This is a genomic window from Limnohabitans sp., assembly GCF_046052825.1.
GTDB lineage: Bacteria > Pseudomonadota > Gammaproteobacteria > Burkholderiales > Burkholderiaceae_C > Limnohabitans.
Genome location: NZ_JAVLFP010000029.1, coordinates 26,041 through 45,568 on the forward strand (window position 1 = coordinate 26,041; position 19,528 = coordinate 45,568).

At 61.4% G+C, this 19,528-nt stretch carries 17 protein-coding genes; 12 read left to right on the forward strand and 5 right to left on the reverse strand.

Annotation, left to right across the window (positions count from 1 at the left end):
* From ACKWJN_RS04645 to ACKWJN_RS04675, 7 genes are read left to right on the forward strand one after another with little or no spacing between them, the layout of a single operon-like run.
* Window positions 1–2,529, forward strand: a complete 2,529-nt coding sequence (locus ACKWJN_RS04645; protein WP_408594957.1) for an ATP-binding cassette domain-containing protein — start codon at window positions 1–3, stop codon at window positions 2,527–2,529.
* A gap of 53 nt (window positions 2,530–2,582) precedes the next feature.
* Window positions 2,583–2,969 (forward strand): cupin domain-containing protein, encoded by a 387-nt coding sequence (locus ACKWJN_RS04650; RefSeq protein ID WP_408594958.1) that lies wholly within the window; start codon window positions 2,583–2,585, stop codon window positions 2,967–2,969.
* Complete coding sequence (locus ACKWJN_RS04655; protein WP_408594959.1) at window positions 2,969–4,399, forward strand: aldehyde dehydrogenase family protein; 1,431 nt, start codon at window positions 2,969–2,971, stop codon at window positions 4,397–4,399. The genes ACKWJN_RS04650 and ACKWJN_RS04655 overlap by 1 nt, the downstream gene beginning before the upstream one ends.
* A gap of 20 nt (window positions 4,400–4,419) precedes the next feature.
* A complete protein-coding gene (locus tag ACKWJN_RS04660; RefSeq protein ID WP_408594960.1) occupies window positions 4,420–6,198 on the forward strand; it encodes a thiamine pyrophosphate-binding protein in 1,779 nt (592 codons plus the stop codon).
* Window positions 6,199–6,228: 30 nt separating this feature from the next.
* Window positions 6,229–6,951, forward strand: a complete 723-nt coding sequence (locus ACKWJN_RS04665; RefSeq protein WP_408594961.1) for an SDR family NAD(P)-dependent oxidoreductase — start codon at window positions 6,229–6,231, stop codon at window positions 6,949–6,951.
* Between the two features lie 8 nt (window positions 6,952–6,959).
* Entirely contained in the window at window positions 6,960–8,417 is a 1,458-nt protein-coding gene (locus ACKWJN_RS04670; RefSeq protein ID WP_408594962.1) for an FAD-dependent oxidoreductase, read from the forward strand.
* Window position 8,418: 1 nt separating this feature from the next.
* Complete coding sequence (locus tag ACKWJN_RS04675) at window positions 8,419–9,837, forward strand: FAD-binding protein (protein ID WP_408594963.1); 1,419 nt, start codon at window positions 8,419–8,421, stop codon at window positions 9,835–9,837.
* Here ACKWJN_RS04675 and ACKWJN_RS04680 read toward each other — a convergent pair whose 3' ends face one another.
* From ACKWJN_RS04680 to ACKWJN_RS04690, 3 genes are read right to left on the reverse strand one after another with little or no spacing between them, the layout of a single operon-like run.
* Complete coding sequence (locus ACKWJN_RS04680; RefSeq protein ID WP_408594964.1) at window positions 9,838–10,815, reverse strand: Bug family tripartite tricarboxylate transporter substrate binding protein; 978 nt, start codon at window positions 10,813–10,815, stop codon at window positions 9,838–9,840.
* A gap of 12 nt (window positions 10,816–10,827) precedes the next feature.
* The gene (locus tag ACKWJN_RS04685) at window positions 10,828–11,631 is read right to left on the reverse strand and encodes an enoyl-CoA hydratase (RefSeq protein ID WP_408594966.1); all 804 of its coding nucleotides are present in this window, start codon (window positions 11,629–11,631) and stop codon (window positions 10,828–10,830) included.
* A 1-nt stretch (window position 11,632) separates the two neighbouring features.
* A complete protein-coding gene (locus tag ACKWJN_RS04690) occupies window positions 11,633–12,826 on the reverse strand; it encodes a CaiB/BaiF CoA transferase family protein (protein WP_408594967.1) in 1,194 nt (397 codons plus the stop codon).
* A 153-nt stretch (window positions 12,827–12,979) separates the two neighbouring features.
* Between ACKWJN_RS04690 and ACKWJN_RS04695 the strand changes: the two genes are divergently transcribed.
* From ACKWJN_RS04695 to ACKWJN_RS04705, 3 genes are read left to right on the forward strand one after another with little or no spacing between them, the layout of a single operon-like run.
* Entirely contained in the window at window positions 12,980–13,201 is a 222-nt protein-coding gene (locus ACKWJN_RS04695) for an HNH endonuclease (protein ID WP_408594969.1), read from the forward strand.
* Window positions 13,158–14,639, forward strand: a complete 1,482-nt coding sequence (locus ACKWJN_RS04700) for a M16 family metallopeptidase (protein ID WP_408594971.1) — start codon at window positions 13,158–13,160, stop codon at window positions 14,637–14,639. Before ACKWJN_RS04695 ends, ACKWJN_RS04700 begins: the two co-directional genes overlap by 44 nt.
* Entirely contained in the window at window positions 14,636–15,973 is a 1,338-nt protein-coding gene (locus tag ACKWJN_RS04705; protein ID WP_408594973.1) for a M16 family metallopeptidase, read from the forward strand. The genes ACKWJN_RS04700 and ACKWJN_RS04705 overlap by 4 nt, the downstream gene beginning before the upstream one ends.
* A gap of 3 nt (window positions 15,974–15,976) precedes the next feature.
* Here ACKWJN_RS04705 and ACKWJN_RS04710 read toward each other — a convergent pair whose 3' ends face one another.
* Window positions 15,977–16,807, reverse strand: coding sequence for a metal-dependent hydrolase (locus tag ACKWJN_RS04710; RefSeq protein ID WP_408594975.1), 831 nt, complete (start codon window positions 16,805–16,807; stop codon window positions 15,977–15,979).
* A gap of 84 nt (window positions 16,808–16,891) precedes the next feature.
* Here ACKWJN_RS04710 and ACKWJN_RS04715 point away from each other — a divergent pair, with 84 nt between their 5' ends.
* Complete coding sequence (locus ACKWJN_RS04715; protein ID WP_408594977.1) at window positions 16,892–17,809, forward strand: hydroxymethylglutaryl-CoA lyase; 918 nt, start codon at window positions 16,892–16,894, stop codon at window positions 17,807–17,809.
* 17 nt (window positions 17,810–17,826) lie between these two features.
* Entirely contained in the window at window positions 17,827–19,056 is a 1,230-nt protein-coding gene (locus ACKWJN_RS04720; RefSeq protein WP_408594979.1) for a CaiB/BaiF CoA transferase family protein, read from the forward strand.
* On the opposite strand, the gene ACKWJN_RS04725 is transcribed toward ACKWJN_RS04720, so the two are convergent.
* A complete protein-coding gene (locus ACKWJN_RS04725) occupies window positions 19,043–19,477 on the reverse strand; it encodes a tripartite tricarboxylate transporter substrate-binding protein (RefSeq protein ID WP_408594981.1) in 435 nt (144 codons plus the stop codon). The genes ACKWJN_RS04720 and ACKWJN_RS04725 overlap by 14 nt on opposite strands.
* Window positions 19,478–19,528: the final 51 nt, after the last annotated feature.

Below are 19,528 nucleotides of genomic sequence, written 5' to 3' on the forward strand. Positions count from 1 at the left end.
ATGTCCTTGAACTCGAAATACCAACCCCTTTGGATCGCCGCAGCGAGCTTGGTGCTCTTGCCGATTGTGTTTCAAGCCATTGGCTTGACCACCGATGCCGCGACCGTGGTGGTCATCTTGGCCATGGCGGCGATGGGCTTGAACCTGCTGGTGGGCTACACCGGCTTGGTGTCGTTTGGACACAGTGCGTGGTTTGGCATTGGCGGTTATGCGGCCGCCTTGTCACAGCGGCATTGGATGCCTGGGCAGACCTTGCTGCCCTTGCTTTTTGGCGTGGCCTTCACCGCCGCGCTGGCGTGGGTGGTCGGTGTGTTGGTGTTGCGTCGAAAGGGGGTTTACTTCTCGCTCATGACCTTGGCCCTGTGTGCCTTGACCTTTGCCATCTCGTTTCGCTGGACCAGCCTCACCGGCGGTGAGGGTGGTTTGGGCGGGATCGAGCGCAACAGCATCGGTCCGCTCAGCTTGGACGAGCACATCAACTACTACATCTTCATAGCCGCCATTGCGTTTGCTGTGGTGTTTGCCTTGCTTCGCGTGGTGCGATCACCTTTTGGGCACACCTTGGTGGCGCTTCGTGAAAACGAGCAGCGCGCCACATTCCAAGGCTACGCAATTGACCGCTACAAACTGTTGGCATTCGTGATCTCGGCCACGATCACCGGTTTGGCCGGTTCGTTGATGGTGTTTTTGCATCGTTTGGCTGCAGCCGAGTCCACCACCGTGGCGTTTTCGGGCGAGTTGTTGGCGATGGTGGTCATCGGTGGCATGCGCAGCTTTTTGGGCCCGGCCTTGGGCGCTTTGTTCTTCTTGCTATTTCGTGAACTGTTTTCGATTTACACCGACAACTGGTTGCTTTGGTTTGGCTTGATCTTTGTCGGCTTCATCATTTTTTCGCCTACCGGATTGGTCGGCATTTGGGCGCAGTTGCAACGGCGCTGGCATCCGCCTGCTGAAGATTCAGCGGCCATGAGCAAGCGCAAAATTTACGAGGGTTTGCCACTGCCCGACTTCTTGCGGCCAGCCCCGCACCAAGGTGCCGTGCTGGAGGCCAGCCACATCAGCAAACAATTTGGGGGCATTCAAGCGGTCAAAGACACCTCGCTGGTGGTGGAGGCGGGACAAATTCATGCCCTCATTGGCCCCAACGGCGCCGGCAAGACCACGACTTTCAATTTGGTCTCGGGCTTGTTCACCTCCGACACCGGCCATGTCCGGTTGCATGGTCAATCGATCGGGCACCTCTCGCCCGATCAAATATGCCAAAGCGGCTTGGCCCGCTCGTTCCAGATCACCAACCTTTTTAAGGGGCTGACGATCTACGAAAACCTGCGCTTGTCTCTGCAAGCCCAACATGCGGGACGCTTCAATGCATGGCGTGATGTCGACGACTACCCACACGTGCATGCAGAAACCGCCGAGTTGATGAAATTTCTGGGCCTGCAAGGCATGGAGCATGTCGAAGGCGGCGAGTTGTCTTACGGTGGGCAACGCTTGGTCGATCTTGGCATTGCGCTGGGCTGCAAGCCACAGGTGCTGTTGATGGACGAACCGCTGGCGGGCTTGGCCGCCGCCGAGCGCGAGCGGGTGTCGAACTTGGTCACCACCATCGCCAGCAATATTCCGGTTTTGATCGTTGAGCACGACATCGACCGCGTGCTGGCTTTTTCGCACTGCGTCACGGTGATGAACCAAGGCGAAGTGTTGATGAGCGGTAGCCCAGATGCTGTGCGCAACGACCAACGCGTGCAGGAAATCTACACCGGTCATGGCACACCGCCTGTCACCGGCAGAAGCGCGACTGTCCACACCGCACCCACTTTGCTGCTGGACTTTGACCAAGTGAATGCGTTTTATGGCAAGAGCCACATCTTGAACGATGCCAGTTTGCGCGTGCACGAAGGCGAAATCGTTGCTTTGCTCGGGCGCAATGGCGCGGGCAAATCCACCTTGCTCAAGGCCTTGGTTGGTTTGCTCCCGCCCAAGAGTGGTCAAGTGGTGTTTGCGGGGCAAAACATCGCCGGTCTGTCGGCCCCTGACATTGCCCGCATGGGCATCGGGTATGTGCCCCAAGGCCGGGGGCTGTTTGCCGGCATGACGGTGGCTGAGAACCTGAGTCTGGGTCGATTGGCGCGCGCCACCGATGGGCAATCGGGCGTGGTATGGGACGAGGAACAAATCCTCCAATACTTCCCCCGTCTGCGGGCGCGCATGCATGTGGCGGCCGATTACCTCTCCGGTGGTGAACAGCAAATGGTGGCAGTGGCGCGGGCTTTGTCGGGCAATGTGCGCTTGTTGTTGCTCGATGAGCCCTTTGAAGGTTTGGCACCTGCTGTGGTGCAAGAGCTGTTCACCGTGTTCGATTTGTTGCGTCAACACATCTCCATCGTCATCGTGGAGCACAACCTCGACCTGGTGTTGGCCCTGGCCGACCGTGTCTATGCACTCGAGCGCGGGCAGGTGTTCCACGAAGGCCCGGCCGAGCCCTTACTGACCGACTTGACCTACCGTAAAAAAATCTTGTGGCTTTGAGCCGCATCTGTCTGCGCCGCCCCTCCTCAATACCTCTTTTTGAAAGCCCATCCATGACGACCTCTTCAAAACCCCGCGCCTTGGTTGAAAAAATGGCCAACATCCCTTGGCAGCAATTTCCTGGTCACTTTGGTGGGGCCTTGTCCAAAGCCTTGGTCGGCCCGGGCAATGCCGACACCCACCGCATGGACTTTCGCATTTCGCGCTACGCGCCGGCCGCCTTTGTCGAAGAGCATGTTCACAAAATTCAAGAGCAGGTGTATTACGTGCTCGAAGGCGAGGGCGTATTGACCACCGACGACGAAAAACACCTCATGCGTCCCCATGACTACGTGTATGTGCCCCCGGGCGTGCGCCACAGTTTCACCAATACCGGCACCAACGGTTTGGTGTTCTTGGTAGTCACCACCCCCACCGATGATGAGCAGGAGATGCGTTGATGACTGACCCTGTCACCTACTTACAGCACCTGATCCAAGGTCAATGGGTCGACGGTGCGGGCGTGCGCGTCACCGTGCGCAACAAGTTCACGCTTCAACCTTTGTCAACCCTGGACACGGCCGATGAAGCCCAAGTGCGACATGCGGTCGACACCGCAGAAGCTGCGTTTCGCCGAGGGCCCCTGACGCCATATGAGCGCGGTGCCGTGCTCGAGCGTGCAGCAGCTTTGCTGGAGGCGCGCATAGACGACTTCGTACAGACCATGCAGCGCGAGGCCGGGTTCACGCAATCGGATGCCACGGGCGAAGCTCGCCGGTGCGTCCAAACCCTCAAGCTCTCTGGTGAAGAGGCGCGTCGCTTGTCGGGCGACATGATCCCGCTCATGGGCGCCCCACATCAAAAAGGGCGCATTGGCTTCACCTTGCGCGTGCCCCTCGGCGTGGTGGCGGCCATCACGCCTTTCAATGCCCCGCTCAATACAGTGGCGCACAAGGTGGGGCCAGCGTTTGCAGCAGGCAACGCGGTGATTTTGAAGCCCTCGACCCAAACCCCGCACATTGCTTGCAAGTTTGCGCAGCTGTTGTTGGACGCGGGCATGCCCACAGGTTTTTTGACGGTTTTGCATGGCAGTGCCCCGGTGGTCAAACACCTGCAAGACGACGCCAGGGTGCGTTATTTTGCTTTCACCGGCAGCACCGAGGTGGGTCGAAAAATTCAAGAAGCTGCAGGCTTGCGGCGCACTCAGATGGAGCTCGGGTCGATCGCTTGCACCATCGTGTGCGATGACGCCGACCTCGACATGGCCTTGCCCAAGGTGATCAATGCCAGCTACCGCAAAGCGGGGCAAGTGTGCACCTCGGTGCAGTTGCTGCTGGTGCACAGCTCGCGCGTGCAAGAGGTGGAACAACGCTTGGCCAGCATGGTGCAAGCTTTGAGCTTTGGCGATCCACAAGACCCCAACACCTTTGTGGGGCCTGTGATCAGCGAAGACGCAGCCATTCGCATCGACGCTTGGATTCAAGAGGCAGTGGCCAGCGGTGCCACGCTGTTGGCCGGGGGCGCGCGCCAAGGGGCAGTCATTCCGCCCACCTTGCTGACCCACGTGCGCGACGACATGAAGGTCGGTTGCAACGAAATTTTTGGTCCTGTCATGTGCGTCATGCCGTTTGATACATTGGCACAAGCGATCGCCCGCGTGAACGCCACGCCTTACGGCTTGGCTACCGGCATGTTCACCAACCGCTTGACCGATGCCCTGGCAGCGGCGCACCAACTCGAAGTCGGCGGGGTTCATATCAACGAAACCTCGAGTTCCCGTGTCGATTTGATGCCTTACGGCGGCTCCAAAGACAGCGGCTTTGGCCGGGAAGGGCCACACTATGCGGTGCACGAGATGACCGAAGAGCGCCTTGTGACCATTACCACTTAATTTCATCCAGAAAGCACATCATGTCGACAATGAAGGGGGGCGAGCTCATCGCCGAGTACTTGGTACAAGAGAAAGTGCCTTATGTCTTTGGCATTTGCGGCCATGGCAACGTGGGCATCTTGGATGCGCTCTACGACGTGCGTGACAAGCTCAAGATGGTGTCGCCGCGGCATGAGCAGTGCGCCGGTCACATGGCCGATGCGTATTTCCGCGTCAAGCACAAGCCTGTGGTCACCCTGACCTCGACCGGGCCGGGGTCGGCCAACATGGTCATGTCTTTGGCCACGGCCTTGTCGGACTCGTCGGCCTTTTTGGCCATCACCTCCAATGTGCCTACCTCGCAGCACAACCGCGCGCCGTTTCAAGAACTCTACAAACACAACCAGGCCGACTTTGCGCAAGTCATGCGCCCGGTGGTCAAGCGGGCATTCCAGCCCACCCGCGTGGACATGTTGCCCCTGGCCTTGCGTCAGGCGATGGACACCATGGTCACCGGCCGACCCGGCCCTGTGAACTTGGACATTCCCTACAACGTGTACCAAGAAGAGGCCGAGGTCAGCGTGCCCGAGAGCTCGCACATCCACCGCATGCACCGCCCCGGCGCAAGCGATCATGACATGGCCGCCACACTCGACTTGCTGGCGCAAGCGCATCAACCGGTGATCTTTATTGGCCATGGCGCCACGCTGTCAGAAGCCGGCCCCGAAATCACCGCCTTGGCTGAACGCTTGGGCATCCCCGTTATCACCTCGCCCAATGGCATGGGCTGCATTTCAGGCGACCATCCTTTGGCGCTGGGCTTCATTGGCCGAAACGGTGCTTATCCCGCCAACGAGTCGGGCCGCCATGCCGATTTGGTGCTCACCTTGGGCACCCGCTTTGACGACCGCAGTTCATCGAGCTGGCACGTGGGCTACTCGTGGAACTTCCCCAAAACCAAATTGCTCCATGTGGACATCGACCCGCAAGAGCTGGGCCGCAATTACGCGCCCACGTTGGGCGTGATCGCCGACATCAAGGTCTTCACCCAGCAGTTGCTCACCGCGCTGGACAAGCGTCCCGAGATTCAAGCCGCGCGCTACGCCCCTTGGTTGGCGCAAGTGCAAGGCTGGCAAGCCCAGTGGGAGATGTTCATTCGCCCGCACTTCTCCGATTCGACCAGCCCCTTGCGGCCAGAGTTTGTGGTGGGCACTTTGCAAAAAATCTTGCCCGATGACGTGATCTTGTCGCTCGACTCCGGCGTGCACCACAACTGGTTCATGCAGTTTTGGAAGGCCAAGCGGCCCCAGAGCATGCTCAACAGCTGGGGCTATTCGTCGATGGGCTTTGGCGTGTGCGGTGTGATGGGCGCACAACTTGCAGCGCCCGACCGCCCCTGCGTGGCGGTGGTCGGCGACGGCGGCTTCACGATGGCACCGTATGTCTTGTGCACTGCCGTCGAATACAACCTGCCGGTGGTGTGGATTGTGTGGAACAACTTTGCCTGGGGTGCCATTCGCGACATCCAGTACGGCATGTTCGATGGCCGCGAGATTGGCACGGCTTTCTACCATGGCCAAACCGGCGAGCGCTACAACCCCGACTTTGCCGCCTGGGCCCGCGCGTGTGGTGCCGATGGCTACACCGTCACACGCCCGCAAGAGTTGGCCGCAGCGGTGGAGATGGCGCTCAAGAACAAACGTCCTTGCGTCATTGACGTGCACGTGGATCCCGAAGTGCGCCCACCCTCCACGGGCACTTGGCAGTTACCACCGACCCCCTTCAAAGAACCGATCTACGGCAAACCGTACATCGCCTAACCCTGATTTTTATTGTTCAAAGGATTTCTCATGAGTCAAAAAATTGCCCTCGTCTTTGGCGGCACCCGTGGCATTGGCGCGGCGTGCGTGCATCAGTTTGCCGAACAAGGCTTTGATGTGGCCTATACCTACGTCAGCAGCGCGCCCAACGTGGCCAAGCACATCGGTGGCTCACGCACCCAAGGCTACGCGGTGGACATCTGTGATGCGGCCCAAGTGGAGCAAGTCTTTGCCTCGGTGGCAAAAGACTTTGGCGCTGCCCCTACCTGTGTGCTGGCCAATGCGGGGATCAATGTGCCACCCGGTCCCTTGGCGCAATTCAAGCCCGAGAGCTTTCGCCAATTGGTCGAGGTCAACATCGTTGGCGCTTTCAACGTGCTCAGCGCCGCAGCGCGTCATGTGCAAGATGGTGGCAGCATCTTGGCGCTGACCACCTCGATGGTGCGCGTGGGTATTCCGGGCGGTGGCCCTTACACCGCCACCAAAGCAGCGGTTGAAAGCCTCTTGCGCTCGATGGCCAAAGAAGTCGCACCGCGTGGCGTGCGGGTCAACGGCGTGGCCCCTGGCCCGGTCGACACCGATTTGTTCCGTGCGGGCAAAACCGATGAGGTCAAGGCACGATCTGCCGCTCTCAGCCCGTTCAATCGCATTGGCACACCCGAGGAAATTGCCGAGGTGGTGTGCTTCTTGGCCTCTGACAAAGCTTCTTGGATTCACGGCCAAATCATCCAGCCCAACGGCGGCATGGTCTGAGGCACGGTATGACAGCGCTTGCGTTTGATGTGGTGGTCATTGGCGGCGGAGGCTCTGGCCTGGCGGCGGCCATCGAGGCCCAAGCCCATGGGGCCAGCGTGCTATTGCTGGAAAAAAACGATGCCCTCGGAGGGTCCACCGCGTGGTCGATTGGTTCGGTCACGTCCAGTGGCACTCCGCACCAACAACGCGTTGGCATTGACGACAACTCCGAAGACCATTGGGCCGACATGCCCGGTTTTGCCGGGGACTTGGCCGACCGCGACAACCACGACTTGCGACGTATCTTGTGCCAAGACATTCCCGACACCTTCCAGTGGCTGCTCGACTCGGGCGTGCGCTTCATGGGCCCGATGCCCGAGCCACCACACCGCGTGCCGCGCATGCACAACGTGCTGCCCAATTCACGCTCGTTCATCTACCACCTCAGTCGCCGTGCGCGGGACGCGGGTGTGGACATTCGCACTGGGCATTGTTTGACACAGTTGCTGCTGCACGAAGGCCGTGTCACGGGCGTGGAGGTTCGCCATGCATCTGGTGTTCAGCGCATCACGGCACGCCGTGGTGTGGTGTTGGCGGCAGGTGACTTCACCAACAGCCCCGAACTCAAGGCGCGCTTCATGGGGCCGCAAGAAGCCAAGGTCGAAGCCGTCAACGTGACCGCCACGGGCGACGGCCAACGCGCGGCAGAAGCGCTGGGCGGGCGCATCCTCAACGGCGATTTGGCACTGGGCCCGGAGATCCGTTTCATGGCGCCCACCCACGAAACCTTGATGCGACGCTTGCCCCCTTGGCGTTGGCTGGCGGTGTTCATGGCTTGGGCCATTGACCATGTGCCGGGGGTGGTGTTGCGCCCCTTCGTCATGAAGTTTTTGACCACCGCCTTGGCCCCTTCGACCACGTTGTTTGACCTTGGTGCAATTTTGGTCAACCAGCGCGGCGAACGCTTGGGCAACGAGTGCGACCGTCCGGCCCTGCGTTTGCCGGATCAACCCGACAAGGTGGGCTACATCGTGCTCGACCAATCCCTGGTGCAGCAGTTTTCGGCTTGGCCGAACTTCGTGTCGACCGCGCCCGGCATTGCCTATGCGTATGTCGACGACTACCGGCGCAACCGCCCCGATGTTTACACCCAAGCGCCCACGCTTGACGCCTTGGCCCAGCGCTTGAAGATGGATCCGACCGCCTTGCGCCACAGTGCCCAATCGGGTGGTGTGCGCGCCTTGCAATCTGGCCCCTTTGTGGCCTTGGGTCCGGTGCGCTCGGTGTTTGTGCACAACGAGGGCGGGCTCAAGGTCAACGCGCATCACCATGTCTTGGATGCGGCCGATGCGCCCATCGCTGGTTTGTATGCCGCAGGCTCTACCGGCCAAGGCGGCTTGCTGCTCAAAGGCCACGGTCATCATTTGGCCTGGGCGTTTGTGTCGGGTCGCCGCGCAGGGCGGTTTGCAGCACAAGGTCTCTAGCATGTCGGCGCAACCTTCGCCGTCACCGCGCCGCTTGCTGGTGGTGGGTCAGGGCGCAGCCGGTCTGTGCGCGGTGGTCTCGGCCTTAGGCCAAGCGCGCCGCTCTGGGTTGAACGTGCAGATCACCGTGCTCGATGCGGCCAGCGAAGCCGACAGCGGTGGCAACTCGCGCTGGAGCCCGTCCAACATTCGCTTGCAAGCTAACCACCAAATGGCACCTGGTTTTGTCGACGAGGTCATGGCGGAATCAGAGGGCCTCGCCGACCCCGATTATTTTCAGCAGCTGGTTGACCAGGCCCCTGCCATGGCCGATTGGCTGGTCACGCTGGGTATCACCTTTCTCAGTCCGCCTTACTACTTGGCCAAGGGCCCAGCGCGCATCCAGCCTCAAGGCGGCGGCGCGGCCCTGTTGCAAGCCTTGCGTGCGCAGGCGCAGGCCGCGGGCGTGGAATGGGTCGATCGCTTCACCCTCACCGAAGTGCTGGGCGACGCCCACCGGGTCACCGGCGTGGTGGGCACCGATGCAAACGGACAGTGGCAAACCTGGCCAGCCGATGCGGTGGTCTTAGCCTGCGGCGGTTTTCAAGGCAACCCGGAGATGCTGCACACTCACTTGGGGTCTGCCGCCAAAAACTTTCGTCTCATCGCCAAGGGCACTGCCTTCAATGATGGGGGAGGCATCCGTGCCGCCTTGGCCTTGGGTGCGCTGCCGTCTGGCGACTGGCACACCGGTCACGCTGAGCCCATTGACCCGCGCAGCCAAGGCCCCGCTCCGGTGGTCTTGGTCTACCCCTATGGGGTGGTGGTGAACGCGCAAGGCCAGCGTTTTTTTGACGAGGGTGCAGGCTTGATGCATGAAACCTGGGAGCGTTTTTCTCACCAGATGCAGCATGATTTGCCCGAGCAACAAGCCTGGACCATTTTGGACGCCAAGTTGCTCACCATTGCAGACTACTCCCGTGCGATTCGCTCTGACGTGCCCCCCGTCTCAGCCCCCAGCCTGGAGGCCTTGGCCCAAGCTTTGGGTTTGCCTGTGGATGCCTTGGTGCGCACGGTGGGCGACTTCAATGCCGCTTGCCATGGCACGCCAGCGCAGTTTGACCCGACCCGCAAGGACGGCTTGGCTTGCGCACCGGTGGGGCAGCCGCCCAAGTCCAATTGGGCCCGAGCCATTGACCAAGGCCCCTTCTTGGCGTGGCCCCTGGTGGGGGCTTTGGTCTACACCTTTGGCGGTGTCAAAACCAACCCACAAGCCCAAGTGCTCAGTGCACACGGCACGATTCACGGCTTGTATGCAGCGGGCGAAGTGACGGGGCATTTTTACCGTCAGGCGCCCAACTCGGTGGCCATGTTGCGTGCATTGGTGTTTGGCAAGATCGCAGGCGAGCAGGCGGTCCATGACCTGCTGTCGCAGGCGTGATCAATCGACCTTGGCGCCCGAGTCCACCACCAGCTTGGCCCACATCGGCGCGTCTTTGAGGTTTTGCGCTTGAAACTCGGCGGGGGAGGCATTGGGTGCCGGGTCCATGCCTTGCGTGGCCAGTTTGTCGCGAATGTCGGGGCGCTTCAACACTTTCACGGCCGCATCAAACACTTTCTTGATGTCCTCTGCGCGCATCGCAGAGGGGGCGTACAAACCAAATGAAAAGCTGATGTCGTAGTCGGGCAGTGCGGCCTCTTTCATGCCCATGATGCCGGGGATGGCGCCCGACTTTTCTTGCGTGGTGATGGCCAAGGCGCGAATGCGTCCGCCGCGCACCTGAGGCAACACCACAGGCGAGGTGCCGTAAATCACTTGGGTGTCGCCCGCAATCACCGACTGCACTGCGGGTGCGCCGCCCTTGAAGGGAATGTGCAAGATGTCCAGGTCTGACACGCTGTTGAACAACACCCCGGCCATGTGCGGCGCCGAGCCGTTGCCGCTCGACGCAAAGTTGAGCTTGCCAGGGTTCTTCTTGGCATACGCAATCAACTCTCGGATGCTGTGGACTGGCAAGCTGTTGTTGACCGCAATCACCATGGGCCCGTTGGCCAACAGGGTGACGGGTTGGAAGTCTTTCTCGATGTCGTAGGGCAACTTTTTGTACAGCGCCTTGTTGATGTACGGGTTGCTGCCCACCAACAAGGTGTAGCCATCGGCGGGCGCTTTGAGCACGATCTCGCTGGCCAAGTTGCCCGCAGCGCCGGGGCGGTTGTCAATCACGGCCGACTGGCCCAGCTCTGCGGCAATCGCCTCACCCACGGTGCGCGTCACAAAGTCGCCCGAGCCGCCGGGCGGGTAGCCCACCACAAAGCGGATCGGTTTGTTGGGGTAGGGTTGCGCCAAGGCCGACAGTGCACAGCACAAGCAGGCAGCGCCTAACCACTGAAACGAGCGACGTGACAAACCGTTGAACATGGGCGTGTACTCCTAGTGACCATTGAAAACAGGGGCGCGTTTGGCAGCAAACGCTTGGCGACCTTCTTGGTAGTCTTGGCTGGCAAAGCACGCGCTCACCATGGCTTGCACCAAGGCCATGTCGCGCTGCTCGGGGTTCTTGCGCAGCTCCAACAACGCGCGCTTGGCAGCAGCCAAGGTGAGCGGTGCGTTCTCACACACCGTGCGTGTGTAGTCGTCAACAGTGGCCGACAAGGCTTCTGGCGCAACCACTTGCTTGACCAGTCCCATGGCCAGCGCATCTTGGGCGTCAAAAATGCGGGCGCTGAAAAACAAATCGGCGGTGTGGCTCACCCCCACCACCTCGGTGAAGCGCTTCACCCCATCGAAGGCATAGCCCAGACCCAGGCGCCCGGCCGGCATGCGAAATTTGGCGTTGCTGGCACAAATGCGCACATCGCAGTTGAGCGCGAGGCCCAAACCGCCGCCCATGCAGATGCCTTGAATTTGGGCCACGGTGGGTTTGGGGCAGTCCAGCACGGCAGCGTACCCGGCTTCGGAGGCTTGCGAGTAGACGATGTTGGCGTCGCCGGTGCGCATGGTGTCGAATTGGCTGATGTCGGCGCCCGAGACAAACGCTTTGTCGCCGGCACCGCTGAGCACAATCACCCGGACGTCGACGTCGTCCACAAAGTCTTGCATGACTTGGGGCAGGGCGGCCCACATGTCATAGCTCATGGCATTGAATTTTCTGGGGTTGTTGAACACGACATGGCCAACGTGTCCGCGTTTGAAACTTTGCAGTGTGCCGGGGGCGTGGGGTTCAGGTGTGGACATGTCAGATGACCTTTTTTTCTTGCCATGCGGCGATTTGTGATTCGGTGTACCCCAGGCTGGTGAGCACCTCGTGGTTGTGTTCGCCCAATGGGGGTTGGCTCGACCGCACACTGGCTGGTGTGCGCGTGAGGGTGATGGGCTGCGCCACCACCCGAATGTCACCGCGCTTGGCGTTGTGCACCGTGACGGCGGCGTTCAAGTGTTGAACCTGTGGGTCCTCAAACACCTCTTGCATGTTGTAGATCGGCCCACAGGGCACACCCGCTGCATTGAGGCAGTCCACCCAGTGTTGGGTGGTGTGTTGGGCGAAAGCGCGGTTCAGCTCGGCGTTGAGGTAGTTGCGGTCTTGCAAGCGCCCGGGGTTGGTTTGGTAGCGTGGTTCATCGCGCAGGTCCAAGCGACCGAGCACGGTGCACAAAGCGCGAAACTGCGTGGTGCCCGAGGCGCCAATGTTGAAGTGCCCGTTGGACGATTGAAACGTGCCCATGGGCGTGGCAAAGGGGTGGTCATTGCCGGCTTGGGGTGGGACGTCGCCCTCGATCAAATAACGCGCGGCTTGGAAATCGCACATGCCAATCATCGATTGCAACAAATTGGTCTGCACCCATTGGCCACGGCCCGAGGTTTCGCGCTCCAGCAGCGCCACCATCACGCCCATGGCCGCAAAGTTACCGGCACTCGAATCGGCAATCGCAATCCCGGCGCGCACCGGGCCTTGACCGGGCAAGCCCGTGACCGACATCATGCCGCCCATGCCCTGGGCAATTTGATCGAATCCAGGGCGCTCGCGGTAAGGCCCGTCCTCGCCGAACCCCGAAATGCTGGCCAAGATGATGCGTGGATTGATGGCTGCCAGGCGGTCGTAATCAAGACCCAAACGAAACTTCACATCGGGGCGAAAGTTCTCCACCACCACATCGGCGGTTTCCACCAGTCGGTAAAAAATCTCTCGCGCTTCTGGTTCTTTCAGGTTGAGCGTGATGGCGCGCTTGTTGCGGTGCAAATTGAGCATGTCGTAGGTTTCACGCCCACCCAAGGCCCCTTCATTGGGGTCAACACCCGGGGGCGACTCGATGCGAATCACATCGGCCCCAAAGTCGGCCAACACACGCACACAGGTCGGGCCTGAACGCACGCGGGTCAAATCGAGCACCTTGAAGCGAGCCAGGGCCAAAGAAGGGGGAGGGGAAGACATGAAAACAGAACCTGACCTGAAGGAATGAAGCAACGCAGACCCAAAGCTAACGGCCCCCCGTTTGAATGACAAGGGTGGAATCCATAGGCCATGTCACGCAGGTGTCGCCTGGGTGAATGTCAAAATCTCGGCCTGACTTTGGAGCACCGTCCCTTGAGCCGTTTAGCACTCACCCGAGAAAAGATCTACAAAACAGTCGCGCGCCAAATGCATGGCGTGGTACCTTGCTGGGTATGCGGGCAACATGTGCCGCACGACACCGCCACCTTGGAACACATCCAGCCTTTGAGTCAAGGGGGCAACAGCCATTTGGAAAATTTGGCCATCAGCCATGAACACTGCAACAACCAACGCCATGCCTCGCGTGCCGCATGAACCGCGCGCACACTGTTTGAAACCCTTTTCATCTCTTTGTGCGCGCGTGCTGCAGCGGCTCATCCTCGCCTTGGGTGTGTGCTCCGGGTTGGCATGGGCACAAGCCGACGCCCAGGTGCAGCGCTTCATGCTCGACAACGGCATGACGCTCCTGGTCAAGGCCGACCACCGCGCCCCCACCGCGGTGCACATGCTGTGGGTGCGCGTGGGCTCCATGGACGAGGTCGACGGCAGCAGTGGGCTGGCCCATATGCTCGAACACATGCTGTTCAAAGGCACGCCCACCGTCAAAGCGGGTGACTTCTCGCGCCAAGTGGCGGCCTTGGGTGGGCGTGAAAACGCTTTCACCAGCAAAGACTACACCGGGTATTACCAACAAATCCCGGCTCAGCGTTTGGCCGATGTGATGCGCTTGGAGTCCGACCGATTTGCCAACAACCAATGGCCTGACGACGAATTTGTCCGCGAGTTGGAAGTGGTCAAAGAAGAGCGGCGCATGCGCACCGACGACGCGCCTCGGGCTTTGTTGTTTGAGCAACTCAGTGCGACCCAGTTTGTGGCGTCGCCTCACCGCCGCCCCATCGTGGGTTGGATGAACGACTTAGAGGCCATGAAGCCGCAAGACGCGCGCGACTTTTACCGCCGCTGGTACGTGCCCGCCAACGCCACCGTGGTGGTGGTGGGTGATGTGGAGCCCCAAGCCGTGCTCAAGCTCGCACAGGCCACCTATGGCCGTGTGCCTGCGGGTGAGGTGCCTGCGCGTAAGCCGCGCATCGAGCCGCTTCAAAAAGGCATCAAGCGCGTCACCGTTCAAGCCCCGGCGGAACAAGCGTATTTGTGCTTGTCGTGGAAAGTCCCTGGCCTGTTGGCCTTTGACGACAGCCCCGGTACCCAAGACAGCTTGGCCCTCACCCTGTTGTCGGCCGTGCTCGACGGCTACAGCGGTGCGCGACTCGACCGTGCCTTGGCGCAAGGCCCCACGCGCTTGGCTGATGAGGTCGGTGCCTCGTATGGCTTGAGTGGCCGCGGCCCCCAGACGTTCATGCTCACCGGCGTGCCGGCCCAGGGCAAAACCACCGATGGCTTAGAGGCCGCCTTGCGCGCTCAGATCCAACGCATCGCCCGCGAGGGCGTGAGCGAGGCCGAGATGCGCCGTGTCAAAGCGCAATGGATGGCCGCCAAGGTCTACCAGCGCGACTCTTTGTTCAACCAAGCGCGAGAAATTGGCACCTCTTGGATCGAAGGCCTGCCCCTGGACAGCAACGAGCTTTTGCTCGACCGCCTGCAAGCGGTCACCCCCGAGCAAGTGCGCTCGGTGGCGCAGCGCTACTTTGACGACACGCAGTTGACGGTGGCGGTGTTGCAACCCCTGCCCATGCCCAAGACCGCTGCCAACGCATCGAAGTCCCAGGCCAAGCCGATGGAGGCCACACGATGAACACCTCACGTTGCACACGCACGTTCTTGGGCCTGGTGCTGGCCTGTCTGTCCTCATGGGCCCAAGCGGGCATTCCCATCCAACACTGGGTCATGCCCAACGGTGCGCGGGTCTACCTGGTGGAGGCACCAGGCTTGCCGATGGTCGATGTGCAAATTGACTTCGACGCTGGCGCACGCCGCGACCCGGCCCACCAAGTGGGGCTGGCATCGGCCACGGCTTTGATGATGAGCAAAGGCATTGCCGCGCACGGTGGTGCACCGGCGATGGATGAAAACGCGTTGGGTGAGGCCTGGGCCGACCTGGGGGCCTCGCTCAGCCTGGGGGCCAGCAACGACCGCTTCAGCGTCAACCTGCGCAGCCTCACCCGCGCCGAATTGCTCGACGGTGCGGTGCAACTGGCCGCCCGGCAGTTGGCGCAGCCGAGTTTTCCCACAGCGGTGTGGCACAGCGAGCGCCAACGCTGGCTGGCCTCTTTGGCCGAGGCCAAAACCCAGCCCGCCTATGTGGCGGCTCGCGCGTTTGCAACCGCCGTGTATGGCGTGCACCCCTATGGCCTAGACACCACGCCTGCGCATTTGCAGGCCATCGAGGCGGCGCCCATGCGGGCCTTCCATGCGCATCACCTGCAAGCTTGCCACGCGCGGGTCAGTGTGGTGGGTGCGCTCAACCGTGCCCAAGCCCAAGCCCGCGTGACCCAGTTGCTGGCAGGCTTGCCTCAGGGCAAAGCCTGTGCCGCCTTGCCGGGCGTGTCGCAGGTACAACCCTTGGCACGCGCCCAAAACATCGACATCCCGTTTGAGTCTGCCCAAGCCCATGTCTTCATCGGACAGCCCGGCATTGCGCGCCAAAGCCCCGACTTCTTGGCGCTGACCGTGGGCAACTATGTGTTGGGCGGCGGCGGCTTTGTGTCACGCCTGACCGAGCAGGTGCGCGAGAAACGTGGCTTGAGCTACAGCGTGTCCAGTTACTTCTCGCCTGGCATGCACGCGGGCGCGTTCCGCATCGCTTTGCAGACCCGCGCCAACCAGGCGGCTCAAGCGGTGCAGGTGGCGCGCGAGGTATTGGTCGACTTTGTGCAGCATGGCCCCACCGAGGCCGAAGTGCAAGCCGCCAAAGACAACCTGATTGGCGGCTTTGCGCTGCGCCTGGACAGCAACCGCAAGCTGCTCGACAACGTGAGCAACATTGCCTGGTACGACTTGCCCTTGGACTACTTGGACACCTGGAGCGACAAGGTGCAGCGCCTGACGGCCGCCGACATCCAAGCCGCCTTCGCACGCACTTTGCAACCCGAGCGCATGGTCACGGTGGTGTTGGGCGCCAAGCCCTGAGCTTCAAAACTTGGCCCGCTCGCCCGGCTTCAAGGCCAGCACCGGGATGCCACTGCCTTTCATGGCGTCGACAAACTGGGCGGCTGTGCCCTTGGCCAAGGGGTTGGCCCCGTAGTGCATCGGGATCACCGCTTGCGGTTTGAACCAGGCTTTCAGCGCATAGGCCGCTTCGGTCGGACCCATGGTGAAGTTGCCGCCAATCGGTACCAATACCAGGTCCGGTTTGTACATCTCGGCAATCAGTTTCATGTCGCCAAACACGCCCGTGTCGCCCATGTGGTAAATCTTGAAGCCGTTCTCCAAGGTGATGATGAAGCCCAGCGGTTCGCCGCCCACATGGGCTTCGTCTTTGCCGGTGCTTGGGTTCTTCCACACCAGCACCGACGAGTGCTCGGCGTGTACGGCGGTCACTTGGATGCCGGGTGCAGGCTCGACCGTGCCGCTTTTGTTGAAGCGCGGCAGCAACTCGGGTGGCAAGATGCCCAGCAGCGTGGCGGTTTGGTTCATGTCACCTGGGGCGTACATCTTCACGTGGTGCATCAACGCCAGGGCCGGGGCATCGGCAAAATGGTCCCAGTGCGCGTGGCTCACCAGCAGCACATCCACCTTGCCCAGGTTCTCCAGGTTTTTGTACTCGGGTGGTGTCAGCGGGTTGGCCTTGAGCCACGGGTCGGTGATCACGGTCTTGCCACCCGGGGTGGTGATCTTGAAGGCCGATTGGCCCAGCCACTGCACCTCGGTGCTGGGCGTTTGGGCCCACAGGGCGCTGGCACCCATCAACGACAGGGCCAGGGTGGTATGGCGCAATGTGCGGTTTAGAAAACGGTTGAACATGGGTGTCTCCTCATCATCGTGAGGCCCACTTTACCCGTTCAGACGATGGTTAAATTGGCACCATGTTCACCCCAGTTGTTTCTGATGTCGTCCACGCCTGATGTGCTGATCAGCGAAGTCGGCCCGCGCGACGGTTTGCAGTCGGTCAGCCGGGTCATGTCCACCGCGCACAAGCTGCGTTGGCTCGATGCCCTGGTGGCGGCGGGCTTGCGCGAGATCGAGGTCGGCTCGTTTGTGCCGCGCAAGCTGTTGCCGCAAATGGCCGACACCGCCGAGGTGGTGCGCCACGCCTTGACTCACAAGGGTCTGACCGTCATGGCCTTGGTGCCCAACCTGCGTGGTGCTGAGGCTGCGCTGCGTGCGGGCGTGCACAAGCTCACCATTCCGGTGTCGGCCAGTGCCGCGCACTCCATGGCCAATGTGCGTAAAACACGCGAAGACATGGTGGCCGAAGTGCGTGCCATCGTGCAGCTCAAAAACCTACTCGCGCCGCAGGTGCACATCGAAGCCGGCATTTCCACCGCCTTTGGTTGCACCTTGCAGGGCGTGGTGCCCGAAGACGACGTGGTCTGGCTGGCGCAGGCCGTGGTGGAGGCGGGGGCCGATGAGTCGGGCCTGTCCGACACCACCGGCATGGCCAACCCCGCGCAGGTGCGGCGTCTGTTTGCCAAAGTGCGTGCCGCCATTGGCGACAAAACCGGCGCGGCCCACATGCACAACACGCGTGGTCTCGGCTTGGCCAATTGCTTGGCCGCTTACGACGCGGGCGTGCGCACCTTCGACAGTTCGCTCGGCGGCTTGGGCGGCTGCCCCTACGCCCCCGGTGCTTCGGGCAATGTGGTGACCGAAGACCTGGTGTTCATGTTCGAAGCCATGGGCGTGCGCACCGGCGTGGACTTGACCCGTTTGATGGCCGCACGCGCACCTTTGCGCGACGGCTTACCCGATGAACCGCTGTACGGCATGACGCCCGAAGCGGGCCTGCCCAAGGGCTGGCTCTGACACTTGATGTGTTGCCCATGACCAATACCACCACCACACCATCCACACCCTCGCAGCCCGCGCCTTATGCGGGCCTGCGCGTGGTGGAGTTCACCCACATGGTGATGGGCCCGACCTGCGGCATGGCGCTGGCCGATTTGGGCGCCGAGGTGATCAAGGTCGAACCCATTGGTCACGGCCGCCACGGCGACGCCACGCGGCAGTTGATTGGCTCAGGCGCGGGCTTTTTCCCGATGTTCAACCGCAACAAAAAAAGCCTGGCGCTCGACCTGGAAACGGTCGAAGGCAAAGAGGCCGTGCTGCGCTTGATTGCCACCGCCGACGTGGTGAGCGAGAACTTCAAGAGCGGCACCATGCGCAAGCTGGGGTTGGATTACGCCAGCCTCAAAGCCTTGAACCCACGGTTGATCTATGTCAGCCACAAGGGCTTTCTGCCTGGGCCGTATGAACACCGCACCGCCTTGGACGAAGTGGTGCAGATGATGGGCGGCTTGGCCTACATGACCGGCCGCCCCGGTGACCCTTTGCGTGCTGGCACCAGCGTGAACGACATCATGGGCGGCGTGTTTGGCGCTTTGGGCGTCATGGCGTCGCTAGCGCAACGCGAGAAGACGGGGCTGGGCCAAGAAGTGCAAAGTGCCTTGTTTGAAAACAATGTGTTCCTGATGGCCCAGCACATGATGCAGTTTGCCGTCACCGGCAAAGCCGCCGCTCCCATGCCAGCGCGCATTTCGGCCTGGGGCATTTACGACGTGTTCCAGGTCAAAGACGATGCGCAAATCTTTTTGGCGGTGGTCAGCGACACCGCCTGGGGCATTTTTTGCAACGCCTTTGGCTTTGCCGACCTCAAAGCCGATGCCCGCTTGCACAGCAACAACGACCGCGTGCGCAACCGCGACTGGATGATGCCCATCTTGCGCGAACGCTTGGCCGCTTGGTCCGCCACCGACTTGGCCACTGTGTTTGAGCAACACGGCTTGCCGTTTGCGCCCATCACCCGTCCGCATGAGTTGCTTGATGACCCGCACCTGCAAGCCAGCGGGGGCTTGTCGCCCATCACCTTGCCCGATGGGCGCAGCGCCCCTGCGGTGTTGCTGCCGTTCACGCTGGATGGTCAGCGCCCTGGCATTCGCCTGTCACCGCCGCGCTTGGGCGAGCACAACGCGGTGGTGTTGGCTGAGCTGGGTTACAGCCCAGCAGAGATTGACGCCCTCAGCCACCCCGCGGGCGGCGCTACTCCAGCGTGATCTTGGCGTCTTGAATCACGCGGCGCCATTTGGCTGCGTCGCGTTGGGTCCACTGCAGCACCTCTTCGGCCGAGCCCGTGCGCAGCTCGGTGCCCGCCGCTTCCACCTTGCTGGTGAGGGCTGGGTTTTTCAGCGCACGGCTCAGAGCCTGGTTGATGCGTTCCACCAAAGCGGGCGGTGTGGCCAGCGGTGCGTACATGGCGTACCAGGTGGCGTATTCAAACTCGGGCAGGGTGGCCGACATCAGTGGCAAATGTTTGGTGGCCGGTGATTGGCTGGGCGCGGTAGCCGCCAGCAAGCGCACATAGCCCTTGTCGATCAAGCCTTGCAGCGAGGGCAGGCTGCTGAACAGTGCGCTCACTTGGCCCGAGATCAAATCGTTCACCGAGCCAGAGCTGCCTTTGTAGGGCACATGGATCACATCTGTCTCTTATACACATCTGACGCTGCCGACGACTAGTCGAGTGTAGAT

What these genes read in the sequence shown, in the direction of transcription:
- ACKWJN_RS04645 (WP_408594957.1), top strand. Translation starts at nt 1, where the DNA reads ATGTCCTTGAACTCGAAATACCAACCCCTTTGGATCGCCGCAGCGAGC.
- ACKWJN_RS04650 (WP_408594958.1), top strand. Translation starts at nt 2,583, where the DNA reads ATGACGACCTCTTCAAAACCCCGCGCCTTGGTTGAAAAAATGGCCAAC.
- ACKWJN_RS04655 (WP_408594959.1), top strand. Translation starts at nt 2,969, where the DNA reads ATGACTGACCCTGTCACCTACTTACAGCACCTGATCCAAGGTCAATGG.
- ACKWJN_RS04660 (WP_408594960.1), top strand. Translation starts at nt 4,420, where the DNA reads ATGTCGACAATGAAGGGGGGCGAGCTCATCGCCGAGTACTTGGTACAA.
- ACKWJN_RS04665 (WP_408594961.1), top strand. Translation starts at nt 6,229, where the DNA reads ATGAGTCAAAAAATTGCCCTCGTCTTTGGCGGCACCCGTGGCATTGGC.
- ACKWJN_RS04670 (WP_408594962.1), top strand. Translation starts at nt 6,960, where the DNA reads ATGACAGCGCTTGCGTTTGATGTGGTGGTCATTGGCGGCGGAGGCTCT.
- ACKWJN_RS04675 (WP_408594963.1), top strand. Translation starts at nt 8,419, where the DNA reads ATGTCGGCGCAACCTTCGCCGTCACCGCGCCGCTTGCTGGTGGTGGGT.
- ACKWJN_RS04680 (WP_408594964.1), bottom strand. Translation starts at nt 10,815, where the DNA reads ATGTTCAACGGTTTGTCACGTCGCTCGTTTCAGTGGTTAGGCGCTGCC.
- ACKWJN_RS04685 (WP_408594966.1), bottom strand. Translation starts at nt 11,631, where the DNA reads ATGTCCACACCTGAACCCCACGCCCCCGGCACACTGCAAAGTTTCAAA.
- ACKWJN_RS04690 (WP_408594967.1), bottom strand. Translation starts at nt 12,826, where the DNA reads ATGTCTTCCCCTCCCCCTTCTTTGGCCCTGGCTCGCTTCAAGGTGCTC.
- ACKWJN_RS04700 (WP_408594971.1), top strand. Translation starts at nt 13,158, where the DNA reads ATGAACACTGCAACAACCAACGCCATGCCTCGCGTGCCGCATGAACCG.
- ACKWJN_RS04705 (WP_408594973.1), top strand. Translation starts at nt 14,636, where the DNA reads ATGAACACCTCACGTTGCACACGCACGTTCTTGGGCCTGGTGCTGGCC.
- ACKWJN_RS04710 (WP_408594975.1), bottom strand. Translation starts at nt 16,807, where the DNA reads ATGTTCAACCGTTTTCTAAACCGCACATTGCGCCATACCACCCTGGCC.
- ACKWJN_RS04715 (WP_408594977.1), top strand. Translation starts at nt 16,892, where the DNA reads ATGTCGTCCACGCCTGATGTGCTGATCAGCGAAGTCGGCCCGCGCGAC.
- ACKWJN_RS04720 (WP_408594979.1), top strand. Translation starts at nt 17,827, where the DNA reads ATGACCAATACCACCACCACACCATCCACACCCTCGCAGCCCGCGCCT.